At 68.6% G+C, this 18,708-nt stretch carries 16 protein-coding genes and 1 pseudogene; 9 read left to right on the forward strand and 8 right to left on the reverse strand.

Features of this window, described 5'->3' with window-relative positions; translation table 11 throughout:
• Nucleotides 1–91 precede the first annotated feature (91 nt).
• The 3 genes from PV766_RS10700 (at nucleotide 92) to PV766_RS10710 (ending at nucleotide 2,956) form a co-directional block, all read left to right on the forward strand.
• Nucleotides 92–1,135, forward strand: coding sequence for a class I adenylate-forming enzyme family protein (locus tag PV766_RS10700; RefSeq protein ID WP_084421807.1), 1,044 nt, complete (start codon nucleotides 92–94; stop codon nucleotides 1,133–1,135).
• Nucleotides 1,136–1,214: 79 nt separating this feature from the next.
• Complete coding sequence (locus PV766_RS10705; protein WP_064064440.1) at nucleotides 1,215–1,976, forward strand: crotonase/enoyl-CoA hydratase family protein; 762 nt, start codon at nucleotides 1,215–1,217, stop codon at nucleotides 1,974–1,976.
• A 47-nt stretch (nucleotides 1,977–2,023) separates the two neighbouring features.
• Nucleotides 2,024–2,956 carry an adenosine deaminase gene (locus PV766_RS10710; RefSeq protein WP_064064396.1) on the forward strand — a complete coding sequence of 311 codons (933 nt, stop codon included), beginning with the start codon at nucleotides 2,024–2,026 and terminating at the stop codon, nucleotides 2,954–2,956.
• Between the two features lie 12 nt (nucleotides 2,957–2,968).
• Here the strand turns inward: PV766_RS10710 and PV766_RS10715 are convergent, their stop codons facing one another.
• Nucleotides 2,969–4,276: a D-arabinono-1,4-lactone oxidase gene (locus PV766_RS10715; RefSeq protein ID WP_064064395.1), complete on the reverse strand. Its 1,308-nt coding sequence runs from the start codon at nucleotides 4,274–4,276 to the stop codon at nucleotides 2,969–2,971.
• Between the two features lie 76 nt (nucleotides 4,277–4,352).
• On the opposite strand from PV766_RS10715, the gene PV766_RS10720 reads away from it, so the two are divergent.
• From PV766_RS10720 to PV766_RS10730, 3 genes are read left to right on the forward strand one after another with little or no spacing between them, the layout of a single operon-like run.
• Nucleotides 4,353–4,997 (forward strand): TetR/AcrR family transcriptional regulator, encoded by a 645-nt coding sequence (locus tag PV766_RS10720; protein ID WP_016932700.1) that lies wholly within the window; start codon nucleotides 4,353–4,355, stop codon nucleotides 4,995–4,997.
• Nucleotides 4,998–5,035: 38 nt separating this feature from the next.
• Entirely contained in the window at nucleotides 5,036–6,229 is a 1,194-nt protein-coding gene (locus tag PV766_RS10725; RefSeq protein WP_421096999.1) for an alanine racemase, read from the forward strand.
• A gap of 27 nt (nucleotides 6,230–6,256) precedes the next feature.
• On the forward strand, nucleotides 6,257–6,931 hold the full coding sequence (locus PV766_RS10730) for an alpha/beta hydrolase (protein ID WP_064064393.1): 675 nt from the start codon (nucleotides 6,257–6,259) through the stop codon (nucleotides 6,929–6,931).
• A gap of 28 nt (nucleotides 6,932–6,959) precedes the next feature.
• On the opposite strand, the gene PV766_RS10735 is transcribed toward PV766_RS10730, so the two are convergent.
• From PV766_RS10735 to PV766_RS10745, 3 genes are all read right to left on the reverse strand, one after another.
• The gene (locus PV766_RS10735; protein ID WP_421097000.1) at nucleotides 6,960–8,762 is read right to left on the reverse strand and encodes an AMP-dependent synthetase/ligase; all 1,803 of its coding nucleotides are present in this window, start codon (nucleotides 8,760–8,762) and stop codon (nucleotides 6,960–6,962) included.
• A gap of 151 nt (nucleotides 8,763–8,913) precedes the next feature.
• Nucleotides 8,914–9,624, reverse strand: a complete 711-nt coding sequence (locus tag PV766_RS10740; protein ID WP_421097001.1) for a phosphoribosyltransferase — start codon at nucleotides 9,622–9,624, stop codon at nucleotides 8,914–8,916.
• Nucleotides 9,625–9,663: 39 nt separating this feature from the next.
• A complete protein-coding gene (locus tag PV766_RS10745; protein WP_421097002.1) occupies nucleotides 9,664–11,007 on the reverse strand; it encodes a TrpB-like pyridoxal phosphate-dependent enzyme in 1,344 nt (447 codons plus the stop codon).
• A 159-nt stretch (nucleotides 11,008–11,166) separates the two neighbouring features.
• Between PV766_RS10745 and PV766_RS10750 the strand changes: the two genes are divergently transcribed.
• Nucleotides 11,167–13,065 carry a DEAD/DEAH box helicase gene (locus PV766_RS10750; protein ID WP_064064389.1) on the forward strand — a complete coding sequence of 633 codons (1,899 nt, stop codon included), beginning with the start codon at nucleotides 11,167–11,169 and terminating at the stop codon, nucleotides 13,063–13,065.
• Nucleotides 13,066–13,125: 60 nt separating this feature from the next.
• Here the strand turns inward: PV766_RS10750 and PV766_RS10755 are convergent, their stop codons facing one another.
• A complete protein-coding gene (locus PV766_RS10755) occupies nucleotides 13,126–15,027 on the reverse strand; it encodes an ABC transporter ATP-binding protein (protein ID WP_421097003.1) in 1,902 nt (633 codons plus the stop codon).
• A gap of 163 nt (nucleotides 15,028–15,190) precedes the next feature.
• Between PV766_RS10755 and PV766_RS10760 the strand changes: the two genes are divergently transcribed.
• Nucleotides 15,191–15,625, forward strand: coding sequence for a nuclear transport factor 2 family protein (locus tag PV766_RS10760; protein WP_064064439.1), 435 nt, complete (start codon nucleotides 15,191–15,193; stop codon nucleotides 15,623–15,625).
• A 61-nt stretch (nucleotides 15,626–15,686) separates the two neighbouring features.
• Here the strand turns inward: PV766_RS10760 and PV766_RS10765 are convergent, their stop codons facing one another.
• Both PV766_RS10765 and PV766_RS10770 read right to left on the reverse strand, forming a co-directional pair.
• Entirely contained in the window at nucleotides 15,687–16,601 is a 915-nt protein-coding gene (locus PV766_RS10765) for an NAD-dependent epimerase/dehydratase family protein (RefSeq protein ID WP_064064387.1), read from the reverse strand.
• Nucleotides 16,602–16,631: 30 nt separating this feature from the next.
• A pseudogene (locus PV766_RS10770) lies at nucleotides 16,632–17,087 on the reverse strand (SDR family oxidoreductase); the annotation flags it as partial.
• A gap of 148 nt (nucleotides 17,088–17,235) precedes the next feature.
• On the opposite strand from PV766_RS10770, the gene PV766_RS10775 reads away from it, so the two are divergent.
• Nucleotides 17,236–17,979: an IclR family transcriptional regulator gene (locus tag PV766_RS10775; protein ID WP_051017539.1), complete on the forward strand. Its 744-nt coding sequence runs from the start codon at nucleotides 17,236–17,238 to the stop codon at nucleotides 17,977–17,979.
• Between the two features lie 57 nt (nucleotides 17,980–18,036).
• Here the strand turns inward: PV766_RS10775 and PV766_RS10780 are convergent, their stop codons facing one another.
• Nucleotides 18,037–18,627, reverse strand: a complete 591-nt coding sequence (locus PV766_RS10780; RefSeq protein WP_064064386.1) for an AMIN-like domain-containing (lipo)protein — start codon at nucleotides 18,625–18,627, stop codon at nucleotides 18,037–18,039.
• Nucleotides 18,628–18,708: the final 81 nt, after the last annotated feature.

Raw genomic sequence — 18,708 nt, forward strand, 5'->3', positions numbered from 1 at the left:
CCGTGACCCGCGGTTTCCTCACACGGCTGTGATCCGCGCCATATAGTGCAGGCACGCACGCCGGGTGGGAGGTGGCATGTCGGTGGCCGTAGTGGAGATTCCTGCAGGCAGTCGTTGGCTCCGGGACGATCGGATCACTCGCTGCGCGAGCGGCATCCTGCAGTACGACGGCCTCGAGCCGTGCCTTGCGGAGTTGCTCGACCGGAGTGCGCTGCGTTTCGCCAACCGGGTCGCCGTGGTCGACCGCTGCGGCCGCGCGCTCACCTACCGCGAACTGTGGGCCGCCGCCGCCCGCGTCGCCGGTGGCCTCCTCGACCAGGGTGTCGGTCCCGCCGACCGCGTGGTGGTGAACCAGGCGAACAGCATCCGCTGGCTCGTCGGTTTCCTCGGAGTGGTCCTCGCCGGCGGCGTCCCTGTGCTCCCCGCCCCGAGTTGCAGCGCGGAGGAGGCGGCGGAGATCGAAGTCCACAGCGGTGCAGTGCTGACCCTGGATTCGGACCTTCCCGACGGCGTCGCCTTCCTCGACGGCGGGGCCTCGCCGGACGAACTCGCGGTGCTCTACTACGTGCGCGCCGCCGGTGGTGCCCTGCGTGGCGTCGAATTGACCAACACCAACGTGCTGTCGACGATCGAAGCCGTCGCACACGCGATGGACCTCGTCGGCGACGGCGTCCGGACCGTGCTGACGGCTCCGCTGTCCACGGCAGTCGGATGCAGCGTCCAGTTGCTGCCCACGCTCGCGTTCGGAGGCACCGTGATGGTCTCGGGGTCCCGGGTGATCCGCGCACCGTGGCGGCACCTGCGCGCGGCCTTCCCCACTTCGCGGTGCGTGCGGGGTTGGGGGGTCGCCGAGACGGGCGGGATCGGTCTGCTGCTGCCCTCGGAGCATCGCTCCCGTCATCCTCGCAGCATCGGAGTGCCGTTCGGCGGGATCGAGGTCGCGCTGCTCGGACCCGACGCCGAGAACGGCGTCGGCGAACTGCTCTGTCGCGGGCCGAGCGTGGCCCGGCGGTACTGGCGCGAACCGTGCGCGACGGCCGACGCGTTCAGGGAGGACGGCTGGTTCCGCACGGGAGATCAGGTGCGCATCGACGACGAGGGCTTCGTCGATCAGCTCGCCGTCCGGGTGTCGTGATTACTGGAACACGTTCTCGTCCGGTATACAGCCTGTAACCGGGATGATCCGGCATTTTCCGTAGTGGAGAGGTATGTCCATGTCCGATGTAGTCCTGCTCGAACGACGCGATCGTGTTCTCGTCATCACTATCGACCGGCCTGACGCACGCAATGCGGTCAACGCCGCGGTGAGTCACGCCCTCGCCGAGGCGGTCGACGAACTCGACGGCGACGACTCCCTGTCGGTGGGGATACTCACCGGTGCCGGTGGCACCTTCTGTGCGGGTATGGACCTCAAGGCGTTCGTCGCGGGCGAGAACGTGGTCGTACCGGGCAAGGGCCTCGGGTTCACGGAAGCGCCTCCGCGCAAGCCGCTGATCTCGGCGGTCGAGGGGTTCGCGCTCGCCGGTGGAACCGAACTCGTCCTGGCCACCGACCTCGTCGTCGCGGCGAAGGACGCGAAGTTCGGCATCCCGGAGGTCAAGCGCGGCCTGGTCGCCGGTGGTGGTGGCCTGCTGCGCCTGCCGTCGCGCATCCCCTACCAGAAGGCACTCGAGCTCGCGCTCACCGGGGATGCGTTCACCGCCGAGGAAGGCTACGGCTACGGTTTCGTCAATCGCCTCACCGAACCCGGCGGGGCACTCGAGGGCGCACTCGAGCTGGCCGAGCGCATCACGGCGAACGGACCGCTCGCCGTGGCGGCGACCAAGGAGATCATCGTCCGCTCGGCCGACTGGTCGCGCGAAGAGGCGTTCGCGAAGCAGATGGAGATCATGGCGCCCGTGTTCTCCTCGGAGGACGCGCGTGAAGGTGCCACGGCCTTCGCCGAGAAGCGGCCTCCCGTGTGGAAGGGTCGCTGAGCGGTCGCACTCGCGAGGGCGACGGAACGAGAGATGGTGAGGATCAGGTGACCGACGGTTTCGCCGAATTGCACGTGCACATCGAGGGCACGCTCGAACCCGAGCTGATCCTCGCCCTCGCCGAGCGGAACCGCGTCGCTCTGCCGTATCGGGATCTCGACGACCTCCGCAGTCGGTACGAGTTCACCGATCTGCAGTCGTTCCTCGACCTCTACTACGCGAACATGGAGGTCCTGCTTACCGCGCAGGACTTCGCCGACCTCGCCCGCGCCTATTTCGCACGTGCGGCGCGGGCGGGTGTCACCCGCGCGGAGTTCTTCTTCGATCCCCAGGCCCACACCTCGCGCGGTGTCGCGTTGCCCGAGGTCGTGGCCGGGCTCGCCGACGCGGTCGCCGGTGCTCGCCGGGAATTCGGGATCGATGCGGCGATGATCGCGTCGATCGTGCGCGATCGTCCGGTGCCCGAAGCGCACGAGGTGTTCGGTGAACTGCTGCGTCTCGGCGCGCCGATCATCGGGCTCGGCCTGGACTCGGCAGAGGTCGGCCACCCACCCTCGCTGTTCGAGGACGTCTTCGCGCGGGCGCGGGCCGAAGGGCTGCACATCACGGCGCATGCGGGGGAGGAGGGACCCCCGGAATACGTCCGGCAGGCACTCGACCTGCTCGGTGCCGAACGCATCGACCACGGCATCCGCTCCCTCGAGGATCCCGAACTCGTCGCGCGCCTGGTCGACGAGAGCATCCCGATCACGGTCTGCCCCTTCTCGAATGTCCGCCTCCGCGTGGTGGACACTCTCGCCGAGCATCCGCTGCGCCGGATGCTCGAGGCCGGTCTGTCGGTGAGCGTGCACTCGGACGATCCCGCCTATTTCGGCGGTTACGTCGACGACAACCTCGCGGGTCTGAAGGACCAGCTCGGTCTCAGCGATGCCGAACGGGATGTGCTGCAGCGCAATTCGTGGGATGCCGCCTTCCTCTGAGTCCGCCGGAGGTCATTCGCCCAGGACCCGGTGCAGATACGGGTTGGTGAAGGTGCGGTGCGGATCGACGCGGTCGCGCACGGCGAGGAAGTCGTCGAACCGGGGGTAGAGTGCGCGCAGATCGCCGGCGGTCAGGGAATGAAGCTTGCCCCAGTGCGGACGTCCCTGTGCGGCGCGCAGGATCGGCTCGACACCGTCGAAATAGGGTCCGTGATCGCGCCGGTGGTACTGGTGCACGGCCACGTACGCGGTGTCGCGGCCGTGCGCGGTGGACAACCACACGTCGTCGGCCCGCGAGAACCGCACCTCCACCGGGAAGCCGATGCGAACATCGTTGCGCTGCAACCATGCATCGATCTCGCGCAGAACCTCCGGGAGGAGATCGACGGGTATCGCGTACTCCATCTCCCGGAACCGCACCCGCCGTTCGGAGGCGAACACCCGGTAGCTGCGGTCGACGAACGTGCGCGGCGAGAGCACCCGCGACGCCACCCGGTTCAGGGCCGGGATGGTGGCGGGAGCACGCGTTCCGATCTGCTGGAAGAGCGCGAACGCCCCGTTGGAGAGCAGTTCGTCGTCGAGGAGGGTGCGCACCCGCCCGACCGGCTGTACCGGTTCCGCACCGGGGAGACGGGTGTTGCGTTTGACGAGCACGCCGTCCGTATGCGGAAACCAGTAGAACTCGAAATGGTCTACGCCGTCACGTAGTTCGTCCAGGGCGTCGAGCGTCGCCCGGAGCGACGAGGGTGCTTCCTCTGCCCGGAGGCGGAAGGCGGGAACGCAGTCGAGCGTGACGGTCGCGAGGACGCCGAGTGCGCCGAGTCCGAGACGCGCGGCCTCGAACAGGCCGGCTTCGTGTTCGGGGGAGCAGTCGACGATCCGGCCGTCGGCCAGCACGATCGTCGCACGGCACACGGCTGCCGCGAGTCCTCGGAAGGCCGTACCGGTGCCGTGGGTGCCGGTGGAGATCGCGCCGGCGACGGACTGGACGTCGATGTCGCCGAGGTTGGGGACGGCGAGGTCCTGTGCCCACAGCAGGTCGCTCAGATCGCGCAGTCGCGTCCCCGCCCGCACCGTCGCACGTGCGCCGGCCGGCGACCGCTCCACCGAGACGAGGCCCGACATCCGGTCGAGTGAGATCAGCGTGCCGTCGGTGACGGCCGCACCGGTGAACGAGTGCCCGGCACCCACGGCCTTGATGTGTTCGCCCTGGTCGGAGGCGCGGCCGACGATGCGCGCGAGGTCGTCGACGGTGTCGGGGGTCTCGAAACGACGGGGCGTCGCACTCGCGGTGCGAGCCCAGTTGTGCCAGGTGGACATGCCCCATCTTCGACCTGGACAACCGTCCAAGTCAACACCTGGTCGGAAACAGTTCCCGCCCTCTACGATCGGGGGCATGTCGAATCGGTTGCCTGCCGACGAGCGCCGCACCCAACTCGTGGCCGCGGCACTGGAACTGGCAGAGGGCGGGGGAGTCGGAGCCGTCACGGTCCGTGCCGTCGCCGAGAAGGCCGGAGTGTCACTGGGCGTCGTCCATTACTGTTTCGACAGCAAGGAAGCCCTCGTCGTGGCGATGGCGAACGCCGTCATCGGCGAACTCGCCGGGGCCATGCAGGCCGCGTTCGGCGTACCGGCGGGCGGGCAGCAGACCGGCGGTGTCGACTGTCTGCGTTCGATGCTCCACACCGGTCTCCGGGCGATGTGGTCGGCGATCGAGTCCACGCCGGGATTGCAGACCCTCACCTACGAGATCACGACCTACTCCCTCCGGCACCGCACCGACGGAAGTCCCGTCAGCGGGGACATCGCCGTGCAGCAGTACCGGCTGATGGACGAGCAGGCCCACCTGTTCCTCGACAGTTGCGCCGAGCAGTGCGGCGTCGAATGGTCGCTGCCCACCGCGACGGTCGCGCGGCTGTCACTGGCGCTGCTCGACGGAGTCGTGCTCCGCTGGCTCGTGGATCGCGACGGCGACTCGACGGCAGCCGAACTGGGAATCATCGCCGACATCATCGCGAGCCGTGCCGTAGAACGTTCCTGACCCCGACCCCCGACCCGATCGCACCGAAGGGACCGCCCGTGCTCCGTGCTGCTTCCGCCCCCGACGACGTTCTCGACCGGGTGCAGGCTGCCACGGCCGACCTCGACCCGCCGTTCGCCGCCGTCGACCTGCCCACCCTGCGGCGCAACGCCGACGACCTGATCCGCCGCGCGAACGGTGTGCCCGTGCGGGTCGCGAGCAAGTCGGTGCGCTGTCGTGCCGTCCTCGCCGAGGTCCTCGGCCCGGAACTGACCACCCGCGGCGGTTTTCGCGGCATCATGGCGTACTCGCTCCGGGAGGCGCTGTGGCTCGTCGAGCACGGAGCGCGCGACATCCTGATGGGCTACCCCACGGTCGACCGGGCGGCGCTCGGGAAGTTCGCGGTGTCGCCGGACGCGGTGCAGGCGATCACGCTCATGGTCGATTCGGTCGAGCACCTCGACATCATCCGTACCGCCTTGGGGAAGAACACTTTCCGGGCGAAGGTCTGCCTGGACGTCGATGCGTCGTTGCGGGTGGGTCCGCTCCATCTCGGTGTGCGCCGTTCTCCGCTGCGCGACCCGGAGGCAGTCGCCGGCCTGGCTCGTCGCGCCGACGCCGCCGGATTCGACGTCGTCGGAGTGATGTTCTACGAGGCCCAGATCGCGGGCCTGCCCGACTCGTCGCTGCCGGTACGGCTCGTCAAGGGACTGTCGGCGCGGGAACTCTCCTCGCGCCGCGGTGCTGTGGTGGAGGCCGTGCGTGCGGTCGTAGGAGACCTCGAACTGGTCAACGGTGGCGGAACCGGTTCGCTCGAGGTGACCACCGCCGATGGTGTCGTCACCGAAGCCACCGCGGGATCGGGCCTGTACGTGCCCACCCTGTTCGACGGCTACCGGGCGTTCACCCCGAACCCGTCGATGTTCTTCGCGCTACCTGCCGTGCGCAAACCGTCACCGTCGATCACGACGTTGTTCGGCGGCGGGTACATCGCGTCCGGCCCGACCGGCGCCTCGCGGGTGCCGCGCCCGGTCCGTCCTGCGGGACTGAAGCTGCTGGGGACGGAAGGTGCCGGCGAGGTGCAGACCCCGGTGCGCGGTCGCGTTGCCGCCTCGATCCCCGTCGGGGGACGGGTGTGGTTCCGCCACGCGAAGGCGGGGGAACTGTGCGAGAGGTTCGACCGGGTGTACCTCGTCGACGAGAACGGACGCACCGAGGTTCCCACCTATCGCGGTGAGGGCGGCTGCTGGTGACCTTCCGTCTCCGGCCACAATGAGTTCATGCCGTTGACGTTCTTCCCCGGGTCTGTCGGCCGGGTCCACTGGCGGTGCCGGACCGTCGACGACGCGAGAGCCGGTGTGGTGTTCGCGCACGGCTTCGGGCAGCACACCGGGCACTACCACCGTTTCGCCTCCGGCCTCGCCGCCCACGGCATCGCGTGGTGGGGACTCGACCTCGCCGGACACGGGCTCTCCGAAGGAGAACCCGGTTCACCGGGCAACGTCGAGTTCCACGCCGAGGACTTCGGCGTGCTCACCGGCCTCGCCGCCGAGTCCGGTCTGCCGCTGGTGGCGATGGGCCATTCGCTCGGGGCGGCGACGGTCCTGACGGCGCTGGATGCCGATCCCTCCGGTGGTACCCGCCTCGCGGGCGTCGTGCTGTGCGGTACGCCGCGCACCGCGGCCCTGCCGGAGACGGCCGAAGCGCTCCGCGCGAGCGGCCTGCCGGTCCTGCTGGTCCACGGCGTCGACGACCGGCTGGCCCCCATCGACCCGGTACGCGAGTGGGCGTCGTCGGTGCCCCGGGCACAGTGGTGCGAATATCCCGATGCCGGGCACGACCTGTTGCACGAACCCGTACATCGCAGGGTGGCCTCGGATGTTGCCGCGTTCGTGGGCGACCTGGCCGGCCGGATTCCCCGATTCCCCGAGAAACGACCGGGCCCCTCGCGGTGACGAGGGGCCCGGTCGACGGTGTGGAACCTCAGTTGTAGATCGCTGCGATCTCGGCGCCGTGCTTGTCGTGGATGATGTTCCTCTTGAGCTTGAGCGTCGGGGTCAGCTCGCCGCTCTCGATGCTGAAATCGGTCTCGAGGATGCGGTACTTGCGGATCGCCTCGGCCTTCGAGACCTTCTTGTTGGTCTCGGCAACCGCCTCGTCGATCTCGGCGATCAGGTCGGGGTTCTTGATCAGATCGGCGACCGTGGTCTCCGCCGGCAGACCGTGTCGCTCGAGCCAGCCCGGCAGCGCCTCCGGATCGAGGGTGATCAGCGCGCCGATGAACGGCTTGGAGTCGCCGACCACGATGACCTGGCTGATCAGTGGGTGGGCACGCAACGAATCCTCGAGGACGGCCGGAGCGACGTTCTTGCCGCCCGCGGTGACGATGAGTTCCTTCTTGCGGCCGGTGATCGAGATGAAACCGTCCTGGTCGATCGCGCCGATGTCGCCGGTGTGGAACCAGCCGTCGCGGATGGCCTCCTCGGTGGCCTTGTCGTTCTGCCAGTAGCCGTCGAACACCTGGGGGCCTTTGAGCAGCAACTCGCCGTCCTCGGCGATCTTCGCCGCGCACCCGTTGAACGGCGTGCCGACGGTGCCGATCTTCTGGGTGGCCGGGGTGTTCATGATGATGCCGCCGGTGGTCTCCGTCAGGCCGTAACCCTCGTAGATGGTGACGCCGACACCGCGGAAGAAGTGGCCGAGACGTGCACCGAGCGCAGCGCCGCCCGACACGGCCTTGGTGACGTTGCCGCCGAGCGCTGCCTTGAGCTTGCCGTAGACGAGCTTGTCGAACACGGAGTGCTTGATCTTCAGGCCCAGCCCGGGGCCGCCGTTCTCGAGGGCCTTGCTGTATTCGATCGCGACGTCGGAGGCCTTCTCGAAGATCTTGCCCTTGCCGCCGTCGTAGGCCTTCTGCTTGGCCGAGTTGTAGACCTTCTCGAACACGCGGGGCACCGAGAGGATGAAGTTCGGCTTGAAGACCGCGAACTGGTCGAGCAGCGTCGTCAGGTCGGAGGTATGACCGACGGTGACCTTGCTGTCGAATGCCGCGAACGAGATCAGGCGCGCGAAGACGTGTGCCATCGGGATGAACAGCAGGGTGCGCTGGCCCTCGTGCATCGAGTCGGGCAGGGCCAGGCCGCAGGCCGCGGACTCCGAGGCGAAGTGGCGGTGCTTGAGCTGGACGCCCTTCGGCCGGCCCGTGGTACCGGAGGTGTAGATGAGGGTCGCAGCGGATTCGGCCGTGACCTGGTTACGTCGTTCCTCGACCTGCTCGTCGGTGACCGCCGCACCGCGTGCGACGAGCTCGTCGACCGCGCCCTTGCCGCCCGGAGCGGGCTCGATCTGCAGTACCTCGCGCACGGTCGGAGCGTTCTCGGCGACCTCGCGCACGGTGTCGACGTGAGCCGAGTTCTCGACGATGAGCAGCTTGGTCCCGGAGTCCTCGAGGATCCACTGGGCCTGGTCCGCCGACGACGTCTCGTAGATCGCCACGGTGGCACCGCCCGCAGTCCAGATGGCGTAGTCGAGCAGGACCCATTCGTAGCGGGTCGCCGACAGGACCGCGACGCGGTCGCCGAGCTCGATACCCGACGCGATCAGGCCCTTCGCCACGGCGCGCACCTCGGATGCGAACTGGCGGGCGGTGACGGGAACCCACTTGCCGTCGACCAGTCGCTCGAACGGCACGAACTCCGGCGACTCCTTCTCGTGCCGGAAGACGCTGTCGGCCATCGACGTGTTCTCGGGGATCGAGAACGACTGTGGCACGGCAATCTCACTCACTGTGACCCCTCCATCGTTAGGTACTGTCGGTGTGCATTGCATCACACGCTGTTGGGAAATGCATTACCCTCGGACCGCTTTGCCCCCTTTTTACAGTCCGATAAGCAGTGATCCAGGTAACAATGCTACCCGCCGGTAACGAGGATTACCACTATCGGATCGTCTCGTCGGATTTCCCGGTACCGGAAGTACCGGTGTTTCGGAGAAGAAGGGCCGCTTCGTCGTCGCCGAGCTGATGGAAGTCGTCGTAGGCGGCGCCGACGCTGTCGGTGTCCACCGGCGTCCACGGGCAGATCACCTCGTCGGCCGCCCGGCCGGCCCGGCGCAGTGCGTCGGGGGAGGCCACCGGCACCGCGAGGACGACCCGGGCCGCTCCGGAGGCGCGCGCGGCGAGGCATGCCACCGCGGCCGTCGCACCTGTGGCGATGCCGTCGTCGACGACGATCGCCGTGCGGCCCTCCAGCGGCACCCGGGTGCGACCGGCACGCAGAAAATCGGCACGTCGAGCCAGTTCGGCCAGCTCGCGCCGCTCGACGGCGGCCACGGACTCGGGGGCGATCCGCCCGCGCCGGATCACGTCGTCGTTGAGGACGCGGAAGACGGCGTCCTGCGCGGTCGATTCCCCGGCGGTTCCGCGACCCGGTCCTTCGGCGATCGCGCCCATCGCGAGTTCGGGATGCCAGGGCACGCCCAGTTTGCGCACCACGAGGACGTCCAGGGGCGCATCGAGGGCTGCGGCGAGTTCACGGGCGACGGGAATGCCGCCGCGAGGTAGTGCGAGGACCACCGGGTCGGCGTCGCGCAGGTGCCCGGCCGACCGGGCGAGTCGCCGGCCCGCCGCCTCACGCGTGGCGTACCCCACACCTCCAGTATGGGACGGTCCGCCCGGGCGGGCGAGCATTCACCGCCCGGACGGACCGAGGGGATCTCGGTCGAGCTCGCCCGACAGGTACGAGTGGTAGGCGGGCAGATCGAGCTGGCCGTGGCCGGACAGGCCGATCACGATCACCTCGGGTTCGGTGAGGCCGCGCGCGTACTCCGCGGCCGCCGCGATCGCGTGCGACGACTCCGGCGCCGGCACGATGCCCTCGTTCCGGGCGAAGAGCACCGCCGCCGAGAAGGCATCGGTCTGTGCCACGGACTGTCCCTGCACATAGCCCAGTTCGACGGTGTGGCTGAGCAGCGGCGCCATGCCGTGGTACCGCAGCCCACCGGCGTGGATCGGGTCCGGGATGAAGTCCTGGCCGAGGGTGTGCATCTTCAGCAGCGGCGTCAGGCCCGCGATGTCGCCGTGGTCGTAGCGGTACTCGCCGCGGGTGATCGACGGGCACGCCGCGGGCTCGACGGCGACGACACGCGTCGTCGCACGCTCGTGGATGACCTCGCGCAGGAACGGGAACGACAGGCCGGCGAGGTTCGAACCGCCGCCCGCACAACCGAAGACCACATCGGCCTGGTCCTCGCCCGCCGCCCGCAGTTGTTCCACGGCCTCGAGGCCGATGACGGTCTGGTGCAACACCACGTGGTTGAGCACGCTGCCGAGTGTGTAGCGGGCGTCGGCGTCCTTCACCGCGACCTCCACGGCCTCCGACACCGCGATGCCGAGCGAGCCGGGGGTGTCCGGGTGCTCGGCGAGGACGGCGCGACCGGCCTCCGTGAGGTCGGACGGGCTGGGATGCACTGTGCCGCCGTAGGTCTCGATGAGGAATCGGCGGTAGGGCTTCGAATCGTAGGAGGCGCGGACCTGCCACACCTCGAGATCGATGCCGAACTTCGCGCATGCGAACGACAGGGCCGAACCCCATTGCCCGGCACCGGTTTCCGTCGTCAGACGGGTGACGCCGTCGAGCGAGTTGTAGTACGCCTGGGCGACCGCCGAATTCACCTTGTGGCTGCCCACCGGGCTCACACCCTCGTACTTGACGTAGATGCGGGCCGGGGTGCCGAGGGCCTTCTCGAACGAGCGGGCGCGGAACAGGGGAGTGGTGCGGTAGCCGGCGTAGACCTCGCGCACGGCCTCCGGGATCCCGATGTCGGTCTCGGTCGACAGTTCCTGCTCGATCAGGCCCGAGGCGAACAGCGGCGCGAGATCGTCGGCGGTGATCGGTTCGCGGGTCCCGGGGTGCAGATGCGGCGGCGGAGGCACCTCGAGATCGCCGACGATGTTGTACCAGTGCGTCGGAATGCCGGAATCGGAGACGGACGGAGGTGTCGTCGACGCGTGCGCGGAGGGGGATGCCGTCACTGTGGAATCCTTCGGGTCGGGGATCGATGACATGCCCAGTGTGACGTGCCCCGGGGACCCGGGGCGGCGTGGGGCGTGTCATCATTCGCACGCTCGCGCCCAGGTCGTAGCAGGGTCCGGGCGCGAAGTGGTGGGTCCATCCGATAAACTGCTGGTCAAATGAGTGAAATTCAAGACGCCCCCGACCAGGAGACCGCAGCTCTCACGTTTGCCGATCTCGACATCGATGCCCGTGTGCTGCAAGCTCTTTCAGATGTGGGTTACGAGTCCCCGTCGCCGATCCAGGCGGCGACCATCCCACCGCTGCTGGAGGGACGGGACGTCGTCGGTCTCGCTCAGACCGGCACCGGCAAGACCGCCGCCTTCGCGGTGCCGATCCTCTCGCGTATCGACACCTCCGTGAAGCGGCCCCAGGCGCTGGTGCTGGCGCCCACCCGAGAGCTCGCGCTGCAGGTCGCGGAGGCTTTCGGTAAGTACTCCGTCCACATTCCGGGCCTGTCCGTCCTGCCCATCTACGGTGGCCAGGCATACGGTGTACAGCTGTCCGGCCTCCGCCGCGGCGCCCAGGTCATCGTCGGTACTCCCGGACGTGTGATCGATCACCTCGCCAAGGGCACCCTCGACATCTCCGAGCTCGAGTTCCTCGTCCTCGACGAGGCCGACGAGATGCTCACCATGGGCTTCCAGGAGGACGTCGAGCGCATCCTCGCCGACACCCCCGACACCAAGCAGGTCGCGCTGTTCTCCGCGACCATGCCGGGCGCGATCCGCCGGCTGTCGAAGCAGTACCTCAAGGATCCGCAGGAGATCACCGTCAAGTCGAAGACGACGACGTCGGCGAACATCTCCCAGCGGTGGGTGCTCGTCTCCCACCAGCGCAAGCTCGACGCGCTGACCCGCGTCCTCGAGGTCGAGACCTTCGAGGCGATGATCATCTTCGTGCGCACGAAGCAGGCCACCGAGGATCTGGCCGAGCGGTTGAGGGCACGCGGTTTCTCCGCGGCCGCGATCAACGGCGACATCGTGCAGGCCCAGCGTGAGCGCACGATCAACCAGCTCAAGAACGGCACGCTCGACATCCTCGTCGCCACCGACGTCGCCGCCCGTGGTCTCGACGTCGAGCGCATCAGCCACGTCGTCAACTACGACATCCCGCACGACACCGAGTCGTACGTGCACCGTATCGGCCGCACGGGCCGCGCCGGCCGTTCCGGCGACGCGCTGCTGTTCGTCGCTCCGCGCGAGCGGCACCTGCTCAAGGCGATCGAGCGGGCCACCCGTCAGCCGCTCGCCGAGATGCAACTGCCCACGGTCGAGGACGTCAACGCCCAGCGCGTGTCGAAGTTCAACGACTCGATCACCGAGGCGCTCGCCTCCGATCACCTGCAGCTGTTCCGCACGTTCGTCGAGGACTACGAGCGTGAGCACGACGTGCCGCTCGCCGACATCGCGGCCGCCCTGGCGGTCCTGTCGCGCGACGGCGAGTCGTTCCTCATGGAGGCCGAGCCCGAGCCGGTCGCTCCGCCGCGCCGCGATCGCGAACCGCGCGAGCGTCCGCCGCGTCGCTTCGACGACGGGCCGAAGGTCGGTCGCGACGGCCAGGAGATGACCACCTACCGCATCGCCGTGGGCAAGCGTCACCGCGTGCAGCCCGGTGCGATCGTCGGTGCCATCGCCAACGAGGGCGGACTGCGCCGCGGCGATTTCGGGCACATCAGCATCCGTGCCGATCACAGCCTCGTCGAGCTGCCGAAGGATCTGTCGCCGCAGACCCTCGATGCGCTGCGCTCCACCCGCATCTCGGGCGTTCTCATCCAGCTGCAGCCCGACTCCGGTGCGCCGTCCGGACGTCCGAGCTCGTATCGCGGACGCGACGACCGGCGCGGTGACGACCGGCGCGGGGGAGACCGCCGCGATCACGGTAAACGTGATCGCGGGGGCAAGCGCGAGTACGGCGAGGGCCGGCGTGAATACGGCGAGGGCCGCAGCCGCTCCGGCGACTTCACGCACCGCAGCGATCGCAACGACCGTGGTGGTCGCGGCGGCTACCGCGACTGAGACCGCCGGCCGATCCACTCGGCCGGGACGTCGGCGGTGGCACCGTCGACGTCCCGGCGCTCAGGCATCGGGTATCGGTGCCGCGGCCGACATCGTCGGTCGCGAATCGGCGAACTGCGTGCGATACAGCTCCGCGTAGCGGCCACCGGCCGACAGCAGATCGTCGTGGCTCCCGCGCTCGACGATGCGTCCGTCCTCGACGACCAGGATCTCGTCGGCGGCGCGGATGGTCGACAGTCGGTGCGCGATGACCACCGATGTGCGGCCTGCGAGCGCCTCGGTCAGTGCCTCCTGCACAGCGGCCTCCGAGGTCGAATCGAGATGGGCGGTGGCCTCGTCCAGGATCACCACGCGCGGATGGGCGAGCAGCAACCGGGCGATGGTGAGCCGCTGACGCTCGCCTCCGGAAAGACGGTAGCCGCGTTCTCCGACCACGGTGTCGAGTCCGTTCGGCAGCGACTCGATCAGTCTGTCGAGGCGGGCACGCCGCAGGGCGTGCCACAGTTCGTCCTCGCCGGACTCCGGGCGGGCGAGCAGCAGATTGGCGCGGACCGTGTCGTGGAAGAGGTGTCCGTCCTGGGTGACGAGACCGACCGTCGCGCGGATCGAATCGGTGGTCAGTTCGCGTACGTCTGCTCCGCCGAGCAGCACGGTGCCCGAATCGACATCGTACAGTCGCGGGATGAGTTGGGCGATGGTCGATTTCCCCGCCCCGGACGAGCCGACCAGGGCGACCATCCGGCCCGGCTCCACGCGGAACGACACGTCGTGCAGCACCTCTTCGCCGCCCCGCGAATCGAGGACCGCCACCTCCTCGAGGGAGGCGAGCGAGACCTTGTCGGCGGACGGATACGCGAAGCCGACCTCCCGGAGCTCCACCGAGACCGGACCGTCGGGAACCGGCCGGGCGTCGGGCGACTGCTCGATCAGCGGTTTCAGATCGAGGATCTCGAAGACCCGCTCGAAACTCACCATCGCACTCATGACGTCCATGCGGGCGCTGGCCAGCGCGGTCAGCGGCGAGTACAGGCGCGTGAGGAGCATCGCCATCGCGACCACCGAACCGGGATCGAGTTGATCGCGCAGGGCATAGAAACCGCCGAGGCCGTAGACGAGTGCGAGCGCGAGCGCGGACACGAGTGTCAGAGCGGTGACGAACACGCTCTGCAGCATCGCGGTGCGCACCCCGATGTCACGGACCCGTTTCGCCCGGACCGCGAACTCCCTCGACTCCTGCGCCGGACGGCCGAACAACTTGACCAGCGTGGCGCCCGGAGCCGAGAACCGCTCGGTCATCTGCGTGTTCATCATCGAATTGTGGTTGGCCGCTTCCCGGCTGAGCTGTGCGAGCCGAGCGCCCATGTGCCGGGCGGGAACCACGAAGATCGGGAGCAGCAGCAGGGCGAGAAGGGTGATCTGCCAGGAGATCCCGATCATCACCACCAGGGTGATCGCGAGGGTGACGATGTTGCCGACCACGCCGGACAGGGTGTCGCTGAAGGCGCGCTGCGCACCGATGACGTCGTTGTTGAGCCGCGAGACGAGTGCACCCGTGCGGGTTCTCGTGAAGAAGGCGACCGGCATGCGCTGGACATGGTCGAAGACCGTGGTGCGCAGATCGAGGATGAGATCCTCACCGATGCTCGCCGACAGCCAGCGGTTGGCAATGGCGAGACCGGCCTCGATCAGCGCGATCGCGGCGATGATCACCGCGAGCAGAATCACCACCGACACCGCCGCGTCGTCGACGATCGCATCGATCACGCGGCCGGCGAGCACCGGGGTGGCGACACCGAGCGCCGCGATGATCACACTCAGGACGAGGTAGTAGGTGATGTTGCGTCGGTGCGGGTGTGCGAAGGCGGCGATCCGCCGCAGGCTCGCACGGGAGAACGGTCTGCGATCGCTCTCGGCGTGCATCGCGTTGTACATCGCGTTCCACGCGGTGACTTCCATACTCATGGGGGCGGGCCTCCTCGGGTCGCAGCCGAGGTTAGGACCTCGAGTGCGCTCGAGGTCAAGCCTAGGTGTGATGTCCAGGGACGGGTCGCCGACGATCGGATGGCGATTCCGTTCAGTGGACTCCGGCACCGGCCACACGGTCCGAGACCGGATACTGCAGCGAATGAACGACCTTTCGGATCTGGCCGGCCGATACTCGGTGGCGGTCGACACCCGTGACCGGCCCGCGCTGGCTGCCCTGTTCACCGTCGACGCCGAATTCGTCCGGCCTCCCGCCGTGACCCGTGGTCGCGGCGCGGCGATCACGGTCGGCAGGGATGCGATCGTCGCAATGGTGCTGGACGGCACCGCGCACCTGCACGCCACCCACCACGCGGTGCATCAGCGGGTGATCGACGTGGACGGCGACAGCGCCACCGGATGGGTGTACTGCCTCGCCCACCATCTGTACCGGAGCGGGGACGGGATGCGGGACAGCGCGATCACCCTCCGCTATCGGGATGCCTACCGGCGTGAGGACGATCGTTGGCGGATCGCCCGCCGGGAACTGATCGTCGACATCGTCGACGATCGTCCCGTCACCGTGCCCACGGCCTGAACTGCCCCGTCCCGGCAGTCGGTTCGGTCGGGTCCCGTCCGAACCGACTGCCCGGGATCGGTCAGCGACCGGCAGCGAGAACGACCTCGACGAGCTCTTCGACGGCCCGGGCGCAATCGTTGCGATCGTATCCGAGGAGCTGCACTTCTTCGGGCGCCGGCTCGTAGGACAGGCGGTTGCCTCTGCCCTGCACGATCGCAGCGTCGGGCAGGAAGGGATGCGATTCGTCCCGCTCGGGGATGGTGCGATCGCCACCGGCGGCATCGACCATGAGCTGGAAGAACTCCTTGTACAGCAGGTTCTGGTCGCCGACGAGATAGGCCTTGCCGGATTCTCCCCGATGCAGCGCGCCGTGGATCGCCTGGGCGAGGGAGTACGCCGACATGTAGTTGGTGCCTCCCGTGGGAGCGAAGTCCGGGAAGGCCGGTTCCTTACCGGCCGCCCAGGACACCATGCGCCGGTAGCGCCGGGCCGAAGCACCCGGTACCGCCCCGATGATCGAGGGCGGGTTCAGAGTGCACACGGTGAACGAGTCGTCGGCCAGCGCCCGTGCGCCCTCGTCGGCGTCCCGGCGCGCCGCGACGTAGGGGTTGCTGTCTGCGAAGGCCGGTTGCAGATGGTGGTAGTAACTGCCGATCTGCACGAAGCGACCCACCCCGGCCTGTTTGGCGAGGGCGGCGAAGCGGGGCACACCGACGCTCTGCGTGGTCTCCCAGAACGCTTCGTCGTCGCCCCCGTCCGTGCGATGCCGCGGATCCTGTCCGGCCGCGAAGACGACACCGTCGAACCCCCGGAGTTGTTCCGCGGTGAAGGTGGGAACGGTGTAATCGCCGACCAGGAGCGGAAACCCGGCGACCGGAGAATCGTCGGACAACGCTCCCCGAGCGGCGACCGTGACGTCGTCACCGTGCTCGCGGAGGAGCAGTGCCGCGTGTGCGCCGATCATGCCGGTACCACCGACGAGAAGAATCTTCATGTGCTGCATCTTTCGTTGTCGTGGAACAGGTCAGGGATGCCGGGGGCGGTTGGTCCACCCGCCGGAGTGTCTCGGGACCCAGCCTCCGCTCGAATGGGTACCACCGTCGACGTGGATCGTGCCGCCGGTGACGAAGCGCGCCAGGTCCGACGCCAGGAACACGGCCACCCCGGCGACGTCCTCGGGGCGTCCGGGGCCACCGAGAGGCGACCAGGTGGGCCACAGTGCCCGATCACGTTCCGGTACGAGTCGGTCGTACGGAACCTGTACGGAATCGATGAGGTCGGGGGCGATCGCGTTGACCCGGATGCCGTCCGGTCCGACCTCGGCGGCGAGCGACCGGGTGAACTGCGTCAGGGCCGCCTTGTACGCGGAGTAGACGGCGTGGCCGGGAATCGCCCGGTGCGCCTCGACCGTGGTGAGGTTGACGATCGATCCCCCTCCACCCTCGGTCATCCCGGGGAGAAGGGCCCTGCAGCAGAGGTCCGGGGCGCGAGCAGACGGGGTGGGCCATGGGTCGAGTACACAGGAACCGTGGTCGTCCTCGACAGGTCTGTTCCCGGTGTCCGGAAGTTTGCCCGACGGTGCTCTGCCGTGGTGCTACGAAGACCGTGAGGACGACACAGGAGACCGGATGCACATCGACGACCCGCAGACTGTTCCGAAGGGAACGATCCAGCGCACCGCGTTGATCCTTTCCGCGTTGGAGAACGCGGAACGCCTCACCCTGTCCCGGATCGTGGCTGCTACCGGACTGTCGCGTACCTCCGTCCATCGCGCACTGGAACAACTCGTCGAGCTGCGGTGGGTCCATCGGGACGGAATGGACTACCAGCTGGGGTTGCGCATGATCGAACTCGGCTCTGCGGCCGCACAACACAACATGGTGCGACGAGCCGCTCTGCCCACTCTGCACCGGCTCCACCGCATCAGTGGGTGCGTCGTACACCTGGGTGTGCTCGACGGGGACGACGCGGTGTATCTCGAGGCGATCGGTGACGAGGGTTCGGCTGTCTCGAATTCACGGGCAGGCAAACGACTCCCGGCTGCGTCGTCGACCATCGGCAGGGCGCTTCTGGCTGCGCTGGGCAGCGATTCTCCCGAAGCCGAACGTGTCCGGCAGACCCGTCTGGCCTACGACCAGGAACAGTGCAGGAAAGGATTCGGTTGCGCTGCGGTGCCTATCGGCCGGATCGACACCGGACAGGCGGCCGCACTCTCGGTCTTCGGGCCGTCCGCCCGGATCGGTGACAGACGCCTGCTGGCGTCGGCGCAGAGTGCGGCGGCGGAGATCTGGCGACGTATCCAGGCGTCGCCACCGACGGGACGGGTGGCGAGGACGTGGCAGCACGGGAACGGTGCCGCAGTCCGGTCGTGAGGGTGGCCCATGTCGGCCCCGAACGTCACCTCCGGGCCGGTGCCGGGACAGCAGCAGTCACCGTGCCACGTCGATCACCACTCGGGTCGGTCCGGTGAGGGAGAAGACCGAGAACGGGGTGCCGTGCGCGGCGACGCCGATGAACGACTGGGTGACACCTTCGAAGACACCGGACCCGCTGACCTCGACCACCGATCCGCCGGGTTCGGCAAGCACGGGATCCGGGCCGTCGTACTGCTCGACCCCACTGTCGAACGGGTAGGCGGAGCCGTCGATGAGCACCTGCAGCACGGCGTCGCCGGTGACGGGGACCTCCTTGCCGCTGCCGTCCTGGATCGCCTCGTCGACATAACCGACCCGCCATCCCGGCGCGCCCTCGCCGCCGAGTTCGTAGACCACGCGGTCGAAGCCCTCGTGCCGTCCGGTGCGGATGTCCACGACGGTGAGCTTCGCGTCCTCTCCGGCGGGGGAGACCTTGTCGCGCGCATCGCGCGGGACCTCGGCGGAGGTGGTGGGCTCGGGAGCCGAGGACGTCGGGGTGTCGACCGAGACGGCGGGGGAGGGTGCGGGCTCGTCGCCGCCGGCGGAGCATCCCGCCAGGACCAGTGCTGTTGCGGTGACGGCCAGTACGAGACGCGTGTGCTTCATGGGGCTCATGGTACGTCGGAGCGTCCGGCGGGCCCGGCGACGCTCGCGGGGGTTGACCGGATCGAGACATGAGGCGCACAA

It is taken from the genome of Rhodococcus sp. As11 (assembly GCF_048957735.1).
Lineage (GTDB): Bacteria > Actinomycetota > Actinomycetes > Mycobacteriales > Mycobacteriaceae > Rhodococcus > Rhodococcus gordoniae.

Excerpts from the sequence above, each read along its gene's own strand:
- PV766_RS10705 (WP_064064440.1), top strand. The coding sequence starts at position 1,215 with ATGTCCGATGTAGTCCTGCTCGAACGACGCGATCGTGTTCTCGTCATC.
- PV766_RS10715 (WP_064064395.1), bottom strand. The coding sequence starts at position 4,276 with ATGTCCACCTGGCACAACTGGGCTCGCACCGCGAGTGCGACGCCCCGT.
- PV766_RS10720 (WP_016932700.1), top strand. The coding sequence starts at position 4,353 with ATGTCGAATCGGTTGCCTGCCGACGAGCGCCGCACCCAACTCGTGGCC.
- PV766_RS10730 (WP_064064393.1), top strand. The coding sequence starts at position 6,257 with ATGCCGTTGACGTTCTTCCCCGGGTCTGTCGGCCGGGTCCACTGGCGG.
- PV766_RS10750 (WP_064064389.1), top strand. The coding sequence starts at position 11,167 with ATGAGTGAAATTCAAGACGCCCCCGACCAGGAGACCGCAGCTCTCACG.
- PV766_RS10755 (WP_421097003.1), bottom strand. The coding sequence starts at position 15,027 with ATGAGTATGGAAGTCACCGCGTGGAACGCGATGTACAACGCGATGCAC.
- PV766_RS10760 (WP_064064439.1), top strand. The coding sequence starts at position 15,191 with ATGAACGACCTTTCGGATCTGGCCGGCCGATACTCGGTGGCGGTCGAC.
- PV766_RS10765 (WP_064064387.1), bottom strand. The coding sequence starts at position 16,601 with ATGAAGATTCTTCTCGTCGGTGGTACCGGCATGATCGGCGCACACGCG.
- PV766_RS10775 (WP_051017539.1), top strand. The coding sequence starts at position 17,236 with ATGCACATCGACGACCCGCAGACTGTTCCGAAGGGAACGATCCAGCGC.
- PV766_RS10780 (WP_064064386.1), bottom strand. The coding sequence starts at position 18,627 with ATGAAGCACACGCGTCTCGTACTGGCCGTCACCGCAACAGCACTGGTC.